The organism is Burkholderia sp. BCC0398, assembly GCF_902833245.1.
In the GTDB taxonomy this organism is placed as follows: Bacteria; Pseudomonadota; Gammaproteobacteria; order Burkholderiales; family Burkholderiaceae; genus Burkholderia; species Burkholderia sola.
In genome coordinates this window covers 1-13317 of sequence record NZ_CADFEM010000027.1, presented here as the reverse complement: position 1 = coordinate 13317, position 13317 = coordinate 1, and the positions used below count along the sequence as shown (strand labels likewise).

The 13317-nt window shown below is 57.8% G+C and carries 12 protein-coding genes; 9 read left to right on the top strand and 3 right to left on the bottom strand.

Features of this window, described 5'->3' with window-relative positions; genetic code table 11:
* The first annotated feature begins 26 nt into the window (after window positions 1-26).
* The 7 genes from HWX76_RS34955 (at window position 27) to HWX76_RS34925 (ending at window position 9055) form a co-directional block, all read left to right on the top strand.
* Complete coding sequence (locus tag HWX76_RS34955) at window positions 27-470, top strand: hypothetical protein (protein ID WP_050016144.1); 444 nt, start codon at window positions 27-29, stop codon at window positions 468-470.
* 65 nt (window positions 471-535) lie between these two features.
* Entirely contained in the window at window positions 536-994 is a 459-nt protein-coding gene (locus HWX76_RS34950) for a DUF1795 domain-containing protein (RefSeq protein WP_050016142.1), read from the top strand.
* A gap of 21 nt (window positions 995-1015) precedes the next feature.
* Complete coding sequence (locus HWX76_RS34945) at window positions 1016-5272, top strand: RHS repeat-associated core domain-containing protein (RefSeq protein ID WP_176017045.1); 4257 nt, start codon at window positions 1016-1018, stop codon at window positions 5270-5272.
* A gap of 9 nt (window positions 5273-5281) precedes the next feature.
* Window positions 5282-5806 carry an SMI1/KNR4 family protein gene (locus tag HWX76_RS34940; protein ID WP_080334338.1) on the top strand — a complete coding sequence of 175 codons (525 nt, stop codon included), beginning with the start codon at window positions 5282-5284 and terminating at the stop codon, window positions 5804-5806.
* Window positions 5807-5875: 69 nt separating this feature from the next.
* On the top strand, window positions 5876-6301 hold the full coding sequence (locus HWX76_RS34935) for an NTF2 fold immunity protein (RefSeq protein WP_080334341.1): 426 nt from the start codon (window positions 5876-5878) through the stop codon (window positions 6299-6301).
* 234 nt (window positions 6302-6535) lie between these two features.
* On the top strand, window positions 6536-7096 hold the full coding sequence (locus HWX76_RS34930) for a double-CXXCG motif protein (RefSeq protein WP_235356264.1): 561 nt from the start codon (window positions 6536-6538) through the stop codon (window positions 7094-7096).
* Between the two features lie 1494 nt (window positions 7097-8590).
* Window positions 8591-9055, top strand: a complete 465-nt coding sequence (locus HWX76_RS34925; RefSeq protein ID WP_050016137.1) for a hypothetical protein — start codon at window positions 8591-8593, stop codon at window positions 9053-9055.
* A gap of 64 nt (window positions 9056-9119) precedes the next feature.
* On the opposite strand, the gene HWX76_RS34920 is transcribed toward HWX76_RS34925, so the two are convergent.
* Genes HWX76_RS34920 through HWX76_RS34915 form a run of 3 tightly spaced genes read right to left on the bottom strand, consistent with a single transcriptional unit; the run spans window position 9120 to window position 9863 of the window.
* Window positions 9120-9323, bottom strand: a complete 204-nt coding sequence (locus HWX76_RS34920; RefSeq protein WP_050016135.1) for a hypothetical protein — start codon at window positions 9321-9323, stop codon at window positions 9120-9122.
* Window positions 9324-9335: 12 nt separating this feature from the next.
* Window positions 9336-9545 (bottom strand): hypothetical protein, encoded by a 210-nt coding sequence (locus HWX76_RS36875; protein WP_080334336.1) that lies wholly within the window; start codon window positions 9543-9545, stop codon window positions 9336-9338.
* Window positions 9546-9566: 21 nt separating this feature from the next.
* Entirely contained in the window at window positions 9567-9863 is a 297-nt protein-coding gene (locus HWX76_RS34915; RefSeq protein ID WP_060733711.1) for an H-NS histone family protein, read from the bottom strand.
* Window positions 9864-10844: 981 nt separating this feature from the next.
* On the opposite strand from HWX76_RS34915, the gene HWX76_RS34910 reads away from it, so the two are divergent.
* Window positions 10845-11825, top strand: coding sequence for a hypothetical protein (locus HWX76_RS34910; protein ID WP_124631880.1), 981 nt, complete (start codon window positions 10845-10847; stop codon window positions 11823-11825).
* 457 nt (window positions 11826-12282) lie between these two features.
* Window positions 12283-13239, top strand: a complete 957-nt coding sequence (locus HWX76_RS34905) for a cysteine peptidase family C39 domain-containing protein (RefSeq protein WP_176017044.1) — start codon at window positions 12283-12285, stop codon at window positions 13237-13239.
* Window positions 13240-13317 lie beyond the last annotated feature (78 nt).

Here is a 13317-nt window from a genome sequence, read left to right as displayed (position 1 = left end):
GAAGTGTCGTGCAATGGATTCGGGAAATGACGAACGTTCTTGATTCGACGCCGCGTGTCAGGCGAGAGGTGGTCCTCGGCGTATCCGGGGCGCTGTACGTGCTCTCGCTGACGATGCCGGCGATGCATTTCGAGAAAGAAGCGTCGCTTAGCGGGCTGTCGGTTCTCGCTCAGGGCTGGTGGGGACTGTTCATGCTCAATCCGGCATGGCTCGCCAATCCGCTCTACGTCGTTGCGGCTGTCCAGCTCGCCCGGAACCGATATACCCGCGCGAGTCAGCTTTCGGCCGCTGGGCTCGCGTGTGCGCTCTGTTCATTGTTCACGACAAAGTGGTACTTCAACGAAGCAGACGCGACGCCGATATCCGGCTACGGCGTCGCGTTTTACGTGTGGCTCGTCGCGCATATCGTATTGCTCGCGGGCAGTTTGCGCTTGCACCGGGAAAGCATCGTCGCGTTGCAGGGAAAATGAGCGTCGGCGCGTGTGCGCGTTGATTTCAACCCATTCCAACAACTACACATCACGAGAGAACCAGCATGACGGATTCCGAAAACCGTATTCGGATTCACGAAGGCAGCATCGTTCTGCCGGACGGTTTCGAGGATCGCACGACCAACCTCTTCGTGCCGGCCGATACGGCTGCGCAACCGAACCTCAGTGTCGCACGCGACTGGCTCAAGGACGGAGAGACCCTTGCGCCGTATATCGATCGGCAGATCGCGCTGCTCAAATCGAGGTTGCAGGGACACCGGGTGCTTTCGCGCCAGGCTGAACGGCTTGGACCTGAAACCGATGGAATGCCGGGGGAGCGCATCGACGCTGCCTATCGGAACGGCCCCAAGACCGTTTTTCAACGGCAAGGCGCATTCATTGTTGCCCCAGGACGCGTGCTGATCTTTACCGCTTCGAGCGCGAAGAGCTTCGGCGAAACGCTCGACGCATTGTGGCGCGACTGGCTCGACGGCTATCGTCCGGCAGAACAAGAGTCGGCATAACAACAGCAAAGGACCATCATCGTGTACGAAGCCGCACGAGTCACTGACCCGATCGATCACACCAGCGCGCTCGCGGGCTTTCTGGTCGGCGCCGTGCTGGGCATTGCCCTGATCGCCGCAGTCGCCTTCGCCACATTCACATGCGGATTCGGCGTGGCCTTGCTGGCCGGCATGATGGCCGGTATCGGAGCGCAGGCTCTCCTATCAATAGGGGAGTCGATCGGGAAGATGTTCAGCTCGCAATCCGGCAACATCATCACAGGTTCGCCGGACGTCTACGTCAATTCCCTTTCGGCGGCCTATGCGACGCTGAGCGGCGTGGCATGCAGCAAGCACAATCCCATTCCGCTTGTCGCGCAAGGATCGACGAACATCTTCATCAACGGGCGGCCAGCGGCGCGGAAGGACGACAAGATCAAGTGCGGCGCGACAATCTCCGGCGGTTCGCACGATACGTTCTTTCACGGCGGCACGCAGACTTACCTGCCGGTCGACGACGAAGTGCCGCCGTGGCTGCGAACGGCGACGGAATGGGCGTTCGTGCTGGCGGGGCTGGTCGGCGGCTTAGGTGGGTTGTTGAAGCAGGCTGGCGGGCTGTCGCGCGCGGTCCTTCCTTGCGCTGCGAAGTTCATCGGCGGGTACGTGCTCGGTGAGGCGTTCGGACGGTACGTCGCCGGGCCCGCGATCAACAAGGCGCTCGGCGGGATGTTCGGCAACCCAGTCGACGTCACGACCGGAAGAAAGATCCTGTTGGCCGAATCGGAAACAGACTTCGTGATCCCGAGCCCGATGCCGGTTGCGATCAAGCGGTTCTATTCGAGCAGCATTGACTATGCGGGGACGCTCGGGCGCGGCTGGGTCGCCCCGTGGGAGCTTCGTTTGCACGCTCGCGACGGACGCCTTTGGTACACCGACGCGCAAGGGCGCGAGAGCGGATTTCCGTTGCTGCGTGCCGGGCAAGCCGCATTCAGCGAGGCCGAGCAACGGTATCTGACCTGTACGCCCGACGGCCGCTACATCCTGCATGACATTGGCGAGACGTATTACGACTTCGGCCGATATGAGCCGGACTCCGGCCGCATTGCTTGGGTGCGCCGCATCGAGGATCAGGCGGGACAGTGGTGCCAGTTCGAGCGCGATAGCCGCGGCCGCGTCACCGAGATTCTGACGTGCGGCGGATTGAATGCCGTGCTCGATTACGAGCAGGAACACGGACGGCTTAGCGCGGTCACGCTCGTTCATGGCAATGAGCGCCGCCTGGCCGTCGCTTACGGATACGATGAGAACGGCCAGTTGGCGTCGGTGACGGATGCAAATGGAGCGGTTGTACGCCAGTTCGCATATACCAACGGCCTGATGGCGAGCCACGTGAACGCACTGGGTTTCACGTCCAGTTATGTGTGGTCGACGATCGAAGGACAGCCGCGGGTCGTCGCAACGCGCACCAGCGAGGGCGAGGACTGGTCGTTCGAATACGACGTCGATGGCCGGCAGACGCGCGTCCGGCACGCCGATGGTCGCACCGCGCACTGGCGCTTCGACGCACAGTTTCAGATTGTCGAGTACACCGACTTCGACGGGGGACTCTACCGGATCAAGTACAACGACGCCGGCATGCCGGTGATGCTGATGCTGCCGGGTGAGCGCACGGCCGAGTTCGAGTACGACGACGCGGGCCGGATCGTCGCCGAGACTGATCCGCTTGGCCGCACGACACGCACTCGCTATGACGGCAACAGCAGGCGGCCTGTGGAGATTGTCGGGCCTGACGGTGGTGCCTGGCGTGCAGAATACGATCCGCAGGGTCGGCTGCTGGTGAGTCAGGATCCGCTTGGCCGCGAAAACCGTTACGAGTATCCGAAAGGGCTGACCTCGCTCCCGCTCGTGCACATTGATGCACTGGGGGGACGTAAGACTCTGGAGTGGAATAGCCTCGGCGAGCTCGTCGCGCGCACTGACTGTTCCGGCAAAGCGACGCGAACCACTTTTGATCCGTTCGGTCTGCCGGTTATGCGTGAGAACGCGCTTGGTCAGCGCATCACGTACGATGTGCGTCCGACCGGCGAGCCGCGCCGCATCACATATCCCGACGGAAGTTCGGAGGCCTTCGAATACGATGCAGCCGGGCTTATGGTTCGGCACGTTGGCCTCGGCGGAAGGGTCCGACAGTCGCTGCGCAATGCGCGTGGCCAGGTCGTCGAGATAAGCGATCCAGCAGGGCGCCGGACCCGTTATCGGTACGATGCCGACGGGCGGCTTCGAGAGCTACTGCAGGACCGCGCATGCTATGCGTTCACGTACAGTGCCGGCGGTCGGCTCTTGACCGAGACGCGACCGGACGGCGTGGAACGGCGGTTCGGGTATGGGGACGCTGGCGAATTGCTCACACTTGATATCGTAGGGGCCCCGGTCAATGGCGCTAATGCGAATCGCCCGATTCGCACTATTCGCACTATTCGCTTTGAGCGCGACCGGATGGGCAATCTGAAGGTTCAGCATACGCCGACCGAGGTAACCCGCTTTGAGCGCGACAAGGGCGACCGGACTGTGAAAGTTGAGCGTACGCCAACTCCAGCCGGTATTGCGCTTGGCATCACTCCGGACGTCGTGAGTTTCGAATACGACAAAGCGGGTCGCCTTATGGCCGAGCACGGCGTGAACGGCACAGTGGAATATGTGCTCGATGCGCTCGACAACGTGACAAAGCTAGCGCTGCCGCACGACCAGAGCTTGCAGATCCTGCGGTATGGTTCAGGCCACGTTCACCAGATCCGTTGTGGCGATCAGGTGGTGAGTGACTTCGAGCGTGACGATTTGCATCGTGAAGTGATGCGCACACAGGGGCGGTTGACTCAGCGTTCCGCATACGATCCGCTTGGTCGGAAAGTCTGGCAGTCGGCAGGATTCCAACCCGAAGCGCTGGGTCGTGGGCGCGGGCACTTGTGGCGGAATTACGGCTACGACGCCGCTGGCGAGCTCATCGAGATGAGCGACGGCCTCCGTGGCAGTACGCAGTACAACTACGATCCTGCCGGGCAGCTGACCCGGCGGGTGAACACGATGGATCGGCAAGTTGAAGAATTCGCGTGGGACGGTGCCGGCAACCTGCTTGACGATGCGCAGCGCAGTAGCCGGGGGTACGTCGAAGGCAATCGCCTGCTCATGTGGCAAGATCTCCGTTTCGAGTACGATCCGTTTGGCAATCTCACGACGAAGCTGCGCGGAGCGAACCAGACGCAGCGGTTCACCTACGACGGGCAGAACCGACTGATCGCAGTCCGAACGCACGACGCGCGTGGCACGGTCGAATCTCGGTTCGAATACGACCCGATCGGGAGGCGGATTGCGAAGACGGATACCAGTTACGACCTGCGTGGCGTAAAACTGCGCAGCGAGACGAAGCGGTTCGTATGGGAGGGGCTACGGCTCGCCCAAGAGGTGCGCGAGACTGGCGTGAGCAGTTACATATACAGTCCAGATGCGTCGTACTCTCCAGCGGCACGCGTTGATGCGGTTATCGCGAACGCACTGGCGGCGGCAGCGATCGACACGGCGAAGCTGGCGTCGCGGATATACCACTTCCATACGGATCTGGTGGGCGCCCCATTGGAAGTTACAGACGAAGCTGGAGAGCTAGCGTGGGCGGGGCAATATACGGCGTGGGGCAAGGTCAAGCCGAACAGTGGAGAACTGACTTCGGCACGCACGGATCAGCCGCTCCGCTATGCCGGACAATATGCCGATGAAAGCACGGGCCTTCACTATAATACTTTCAGGTTCTACGACCCTGATGTAGGCCGGTTCATTAACCACGATCCGATCGGGCTGCTGGGTGGCGACAATTTGTATGCGTATGCCCCCAATCCTACAGGATGGATCGATCCGTGGGGCTGGTTTGGGGAGAAGCCGTTGAACTCTCCGGATGTGACGAAATGGCTTGAAAAAGGTGGTACCGTTCACGTTGAGGTGGAGTCGGGGACGTGGGTATATACCAACGCAAAAGGTACGGTTGTCCGTTATCCAAATGGTTATCCTGATTTCAAGCCGTATGAGGTCAGATCTGTAGACGTTGAGGGGCTGAAAGGAAATCACAGTAGGGCGCCAGCAGGGGACTTTGGATTGGCGGATGCAAAGGCAGGAAGCCCCGCCGACTACACGAAAAATACTTGGCACCACCACGAGAACATGGTAACGATGCAGGAAATTCCGAAGGATATTCACAGTGAATTCACCCATAGGGGTGGCGTCTCTAATTTGAAGAATCAATCGTCGTGTTAAGGAGGTAAGGTGCCAGTTCTGTATGGAGCAAAACCTGCACAGCCGCTCCTCGGTAAATTGGAGGCGGAACTCGGATTCGTTCTTCCGACGGATTACAAGGATTTTTTGAAGAAGTGGAATGGCATATTCATTGGCGGCGCCGACTATCTCGATTTTGATTTTCTTGGTGTCGATAATGGAATGATTTCCTTTGCTTCGCTTTTTGGAGTCGGAACGAGTAACGAGAATTTTGATTTAATAGAGCAAAACGAGCGTGTCAGAGGTGAGGTCGATTTTCTAAACGATTTCTTTGTGATTGGAGATGACCCGGGGGGTAATTACTACGCGCTGGCGCGACTCGATAGCGTTGAAAAGGTCCTGTATTGGGATAGAACGCATCTGCATGCGAATGACACAGCGAAGCCGGATATTGCAGAGGTGTCAGAATGTGGCAACCTCTACAATATAGCCGATGGATTCTCGGCATTTCTGGATATGATCGTCGCCGGAACAAAACAGATGCAGTTTGTCGCGGTCGACGACTGGCCTGGCTAAAATATGGATGTCATCGTCGCTGAGGTCTCGCACTAGGGCGGTATTTTCAATGATTAAGGGTTGAAGGCGATGAATGACGATTTTGAGCAAGCGCGAACGGCATTGCGATCATTCATGTTGGAAATGAATCAATGGGAAAAGGATTTTTACGAGAAAAAGCATAGTGCTCTGAAAAGTGGTGGCGATGTTTCTGGTATTGATGACCGTGCACGGAAAGATCTTTCTGCTATTTTAGAGAAATGGGCGTTCCAAGAAAAAACAAACCAAGGTCGTTTAATTGACTTGGGTTGTTCGGAGCCACCGACATACGATCCTGAAACCGACGTTGAAGATAGCATCGAATCCGTGAACGGAGAGGTAGTTTTCGCCATTCGCCAGACATTGGGAATGTTGACGATATCCCGATTCACGATGAAGGAAAAGGCGGGTAAATGGATGGTGAAGAAAAAAGAGTTTCTTAATTTTAACGACAAATGGCAGCGTTCAGTTCTCTAACAACGTCGTTCGCCCCGTTTTTCTGATTGGGCGTTGTCAAGCCGGACGGAATGGCGCACCCTTTGGTTCCGTGCAGAAAGGTAAATAGTATCGGTCTGGATGTCGTGGGTGCTGAGAGTAACACGCCGACATTTTTTCTTGAGCCGTGTGAGGCCGGGATGCACGAGGAGTTGCACCGCGCCATAATAGCTGATGGATTCTCGGTATTTATGGAATTTGGATGTGGGGCGGTGCGTGAGTAACGTTTACGGTTTGAGGCAGGATGAAGCATTTCAGCCTCTCGTTCAAGTCGATGATGACGGTGAAATCGCATATGACAAGAGCGTAGCTATACGAGCAACCGCTCTATGTGGGCGAGGGTTTGGCCAAGACTATGACCCCGTTAAGCTTACGTGGGGTACTTCGCGCAGAAAAAAGACCAGCGACGTTCATACGATGCTATCTCCGTTTCTCCTGTTTAGTGAGAGGGCGCTTGATGTATTGGCGCCGGTACTTCGTGGCAGCGGGGAGATATTGCAGGTCGAGGCCCCGATAAAAGACATGCTCGGATTTCATGTAACCCGGGTGATCGAGAATGCCGTCGATATGGACGCATCAAAATTCAAAGTCTACCCTCAGGCGACGGTTTTTAATAAAATATTCCTTCTGAAGAGTCGCATTGAAGGGGTTGATATATTTCGCCTAAAAGAAAGTCCTGCTTCAGTATTTGTATCCGAGCGTTTTAGGGAGCTTGTAGAGCAAAATGAATTAAAAGGGTTCGATTTCGGAGGGGTCATTTCGCAATCTGAGAAGTAGGATTTCGCAACTCCCGGTGACTGGTCAGAGAATGGCCCGGGTGTCCTCGATTTCACGAGAGTAACGTGTGAGAATCATACATCGGGGTGGTCGACTTCTCGGCCTCTATGCGGGGGTAGGCCCCGATAGGAATTTAGCGGAGCAGCAACGTTGTCACTCGATCAGTTGAAGCGAATGCGAGAGGCACTTCGTCCATACGGACTGAAGTTGCTGGAATCAGAATGGAAAGGTTGGCACGCGCAGTATCGATTTCGATGTCGCAAGGGACACGAGTCCAGCCGATGCGGCTCCTATCTGTTCTACACGATGGTCCAGTGTCCGGCATGTCGCGTTGACGAGATACTTCGTCAGATCCACCAACTCGCGCGGCAGGCCGGCGGGCGCTGTCTTTCGGAGCAGTATGCGGGCCGCGGCACACCACTCCAGTTTGTATGTAAGGCAGGGCACGTTTTCGAGAAGACCGCCGAGAATCTGCGAAAGGGCTCTTGGTGCGCGCTCTGCGCGAGGGCGCAACATTCGAAACGCATGGCCGATCCGGACGGGATGACACGCATGCGAGGGGCTGCAAACGCGAGAGGCGGCAAGTGTTTGTCGACCGGCTACACGAAACTGACAGCGCGCTATCGTTTCCGGTGTGCTGCAGGACATGAATGGGAGACTTCAGGTAGTGAGATCGTGCGGGGCGCCTGGTGCCGCATTTGCGCGGACCGAGAGAAGGTACACGCATATCGTCACAAGGACGGCCTGGCAAGGTTACGTGAACGCGCGAGGAGCCATGGTGGAGTCTGTCTCTCGAAGGTCTACGAGGGCAGCAAGGCCTACTATAGGTTCCGAGGTGGTGCAGACCACGAGTGGGAGACGCAAGGCGCGAGGATCTTTCGTGGCGCTTGGTGCCCGGAGTGTCAGCGGGAGGCAATGCGCTTTGGGATCGAGCGCATGCGCCTGTGGGCGAGGGAACTCGGCGGGCGGTGCTTGTCCGAAACATACCGAAACGCGGCGACGCGCCTGAAATGGGAGTGCGACACGGGCATCGCTGGGAGGCCGCTCCTGGGGCTGTTGTTCGGGGGCATTGGTGCCCAGTGTGCAGCCGCGACGGGTCCAGGCTTGGGCTCGAGCTGATGAAAAGCATTGCGCTTGAGCGTGGTGGGAAGTGTGTCTCAGCGACCTATGTGAATAGCGCGACCAGACTTGAATGGGAATGTGCCCGAGGACATCGATGGCTCGCCACACCGAATACGATTCGACGTGGCCACTGGTGTGCTCGGTGTTATTTCATCAGTATCACGACAACCGAAACGACTCGCCGCAAGCGGCGACATGAAGCGGTCGGGAGGTGAGCTATTCAACCAGATGTGCGGCGCGCCGGCGCGTTTCAGCTCAGTGAGGACGTCTTTGGCGGGCAATGACGCGATAGGATATGGGCCGTTGCTCAATCGCTCATGACGTCCTGTTTTGTTATGCTCTGGTGTGATCGTATGGAATCAGAGACGAACGATGCTCATTCGAGAACAAGGGCGCCTCATCAAGTTGCTTCGTGCCGTGCCGCCGAAGCGGCCTTCCATCAGGGCGCGGGCGCGCGAATGCGTCATCGGTACGTTTCGTGTCGATGAACCTGTCCCGACTGGGCTGCTTGACACTCTGTCCCGCGACGAGCGCAAGCTGCTCGAGCGATGGCTCGAAGCATATCGGGAAAGCAAGGCGCGCGATCAAGTGCGCCCCGTGCTGGCCGGCGCACCCGAACAGCTCGAGAGGCTCGTTGGTGCGCTCGAAGTGGCGGCCGACACTTTGTCGAGCGCCGAAGCAGATCAGATTTGGGCGCAGCTTCATGCGATTGCGCGCACGTTGAAGAGAGCGGGGCATCCGCGGCCGCGAGCAGCACGTCGGTCGCCGGCGGCACTGCCAGGGCAGCAGGACTTCTTTGGTGAATTCGACGAGCTCGAGCGGCTGGCCGAACAATGAACATGCGCCGCTTGATCTTCTCTGTGCGAGGCGGACGGGCATAGGCTGGAGGGCCGGTCGTCGTCTACAACAACGACATCTGGCTCGAAGTGCTTTCGTCGATCGTCTGACCGGTTTCCTTGGCGGGCCGGTTCCGCCGAGTTGCGGATTGCGCATGCCCGTTTGGCACTTCAATTTCGGTGATCTGCTGATACTTACGCGCCCAGTCGGCCCCGAGTACATCGGCGGAGAACACGACACCCGGCGCAATCTGAACAAACTGGCTCATCGGCAGGTCTTCCTAAGCGGACTGAACGTCGAAGTGCGCAGCGGCGTAGCGCGCGCTGCAGTTCCACACTTCGACGCCGTCACGGGTGAACGTAGCCCATCCATCTTTCACGATCATCTCTGCGTGCGGAAATACGTCGCCGTGACCGTTTGCCGAGGCCGCAAATACCGTCCGCTCCCGACATGTCGCCCAGTATGTCCCATCTGGTAAAGATGACGACATTGTGCCCAACTGCCGATCGGCTTACTGTTCGATCAAAAAGCGATCGCGGTTCTTCGCGTTCGCAATCCACTGGGGAGCCTTGCCACGGCCGCTCCAGGTTGCACCTGTCTTCGGATCGCGATACTTCGGCGCAATCGGCGCGCGAGGGCTCGGTGCAACGGCGCGACGTCGACCGAAAAGTTGTTCCGGCGTGATCCCGTATTCTGCAATCTGTTCGCGCATGGAGGAAATGATGGCGTCCAGCTCGGCAAGTCGAGCTTCTTCTGCTTGTTGTGCCAGCGCTTCTGCCTGCGCTTTGAGCTCGAGATATGTAGGCATGAGAGTGTAGGATCCTTTTTCGAAATGTTTCGGTAGGTTAATCGTTCCGAAGTCAGCGGTAGTCACGAAACTTCGGCTCACGAATTATATCCGCGATGGAGAGATAGCCGATCGCAATTGACCTCACGAGCGCACGCTCAATATTCTCGCGCGCTGGCTCGGACTGCCCCGACGTGTGAAGGTCGCCCAGACCTTGTCGCTGCCAATGCCCCGACAGAAAGCAGGAGAACGCGTATTGCAGTATCACGCGGCATTCCAGGCCCTGCGCATGGGTCGCGGCTCGGTGCATGGGGCTGGCTGTTCTACTCCAGCTGATTGTGCTTTGGGGCTTCATCAACGAAACCCCCACACGAATTGTGTGTCGAGGTCCCGCTGGCAACCGAACGCGGCATCAATGCAGCGCTCGAGTTGGGCAAGACGACGGATAACACGAGATGTCGAGCTGGTCGTGCAGTCCGCTCGGCGCCGACCGCGTCCCGCATTTCAGTTCCTGTGGTGTGTGAGATCGTGCCAGCGTTGCGAGGTACCGCTGACCCCGGACCAGAATTAATCCCGGTCGGACATGGAGATTTCCGGCCCCCAGCACGGCCGATCTATCGCGCAAGGTACAGGTAGCAACCAAACTCAGATTTGGCAAACCATTCTCCCGAGTTCGCTACAATTTTTCCGTAATCGCGTCGGAAGCAAACCAAATGTCCGCCCCGGCAATATCTGGAAAATTCTGGCCTTCCTGTCCGCCCAGGCACAACATGGGAATTTCTCCAATTTTGGACTAGACTATTTCTTGGACTAGGGTCCCACTTAGAATCATAATCAACACAAATCCTGCTCCGCTTGTTACTGGCCAGCAACGGAGAGGCAGGCGCCCGCAGTTTAGACATAAACACAACTGAGACGGATGTGAAATTTCGCCGCGCCCACACACGGCGGATCGCATTAATCTCTCTCACCACTAACGTTGTGCGGCACGGGGAATCGAATATGACATCACGTCTTTTCGCGACTATCGGCTCTCTTATTTTTCTCATCGCGGGTGCCGGCCCATCCGTGGGACAAGCACAATGTACGCTGCCAAACCAGTTGGTCAACGGCCAGACTGCTGACGCGTCTAAGGTGATGGATAATTTCAATACGGTGGCGGGTTGCGCGAATGCCGCCGTGGCGTCTTCAGGTGCTCCCGTGAGCGGGAATTTGGCGGTATTTTCTGGCCCCAAGTCCATCACCAGCGGCGACCTGTCCGGCGATTGCTCCACATCGGGGACGACGACCCTAACCTGCAACAAGGCATCCTCGGCGCAGTTCGGTGTCACCAAAGTCGACGGACACACCATTGTATCGAGCGGTGGTGTTATATCGGCCACTGGCGGGAACGCTGTTGAGGCTGCACGGACGCTTCCGAAGATCGCTCAATTCACCTGGAATAACCAAGGTTCAGCAGTCGCGACAGACGGCAAGGCATCTCTCATCCTCAATCCAGTCAATGCGACATCCAATGTTGAATCGCTCGAGCAGCCTGCACCAGACGCGCCATGGGACGTCTATATGCGCATCGAGGTGCCCGTTTTTCAGGCATCGAATAACCAAGCAGGCTTTTGGCTGCGTAATTCGTCGAACGGGCGGATGATATTTTTTGGTTACTACAATTCCGGCACAGCTTGGCCGGCCCAACTCATCGCGCAACGGTGGACGAATAACACCACTTGGTCCCAAACGCTGAGCGGCTTTCCAGCGTCGGCCGCAGCGTGGACACCCTGGCTCCGCGTGTCGAACGATGGAACAACACTCACGTTTTATGTCAGCTCGGACGGATACGATTGGGTTCCCGTGCCCGGAGGTTCTGAGCCACTTGGCACGTTCCTGACCGCACTTGGCGGGGGACTGGACATGGTGGGGCTTGGCGTCTGGGCACAAGGGCAATCCATCATGCTCGTTCAGTCGTTCAGCTTTACAGCACCGAACTGATAACCATCCAACCGTCGGAAATTGACCGTGATGATGCTCCGGTCAATCCTATTGGAGGCGGCGCATGTTCTCCAGAAATTGGCAACTCGCAATCTATTTCACGGTGATTGTCTTTGGTCTGTTCGGGAGCGTGCCCGTAGAAGCCGCGAGCGCCACCACGCAGTACACCTACGATCCGCTCGGACGAGTGACGACCGCGCTATACGACAATGGGATCTGCGTCGTCTATAGCTATGATGCCAACGGGAATCGGACCTCTCAAACCAATACTGCGGGCAATGGGGTGCCCCCAATGACGTGGGGGACCGGAGTATGGGGTTGCGTACCCTGGACACCCTCCTAACCCTACTTGCTTCGCTACTCCGTTTGCCAAACGGAAGACATTGCCTTCAGATAACGGCTGCATAGCCGCCGTTTCCGGACAAGACATCCGAGGTTGGGTATGAGAATAACGAATATGCGATACGTCGTCGCGCTCCTCGCCACAGTCTTTGCACTCTTGCCGCTCGCGGGCCACGGGCAATCGCACCCGGAGCAAGTTTTGCCAGGGGGAATCCAATCTGGCGGCTCCGATGCCATTCGCGTCGCGGGCTTGGCCGAGCCGCTTGTACGCGCTGGCGCTACAACACCGACCGAAGATGGTGCGTTGTCGAACGCATTGTCGACGTATCGGGCCCGCAGCGAGCCAGATGACATCCGCAGTTTGACGACGTTTCTCGCGCACTATCCACACTCCGGCTGGGCACCGGCCATCTACGCGAATTTGGGCTTTGCCTATCTGCACGATGGCTTCTTATCGAAGGCGATCGACGCCTGGCAGCAGGCATGGGCGCTCGGCAAGCGGGCGAACGATCCGCAAGCCAAGGCGGTTGTCGATCGCGCGGGTGCTGAGCTTGCCGCGTTGTATGCGTCGCTGGGCCAAATGCAAAACCTGTCGAATCTCTTCGATGACATGGGCGACCGTGCGATCGCGGGATCCGCGACCGAGCGAATCCAACAGGCACATGAGCAACTGGCTCTGGTGAACAAGGATCCGCGGCACCTATTCAATTGCGGCCCGGTCGCGCTGAGGCTGATGATCCTCTCGCGTAACTCGCACAATCGGCAAGCAGACCGGCTGCAATACTACCGAGCGGGCTCAAACGGGACGAATCTGGCGGAGCTCGAGCAGCTCGCCGGCAACGCGAAGTTTGCGTCTCGTGTCGTGTACCGCCAACCAGGCCAAGCGGTTCCGGTGCCGTCGATTGTTCATTGGAAGGTCGGACATTATGGGGCGATCCTTGGTCGCGCCAATGGCCGGTATCACGTGCAGGATCCTGTGTTCCCTGGTGACGGTCTATGGGCAAAAGACAAGGCTCTTGATGCCGAAGCGAGCGGTTATTTCCTAATTCCATCTAGTGTCCTGTTCCGCTGATTCGCGAGCAAAGTCGATGCAGCTTTTCGAGGATCGAATCGGCTGACGCGGTCCAGACGAAGGGTTTGCAGTTTTCGT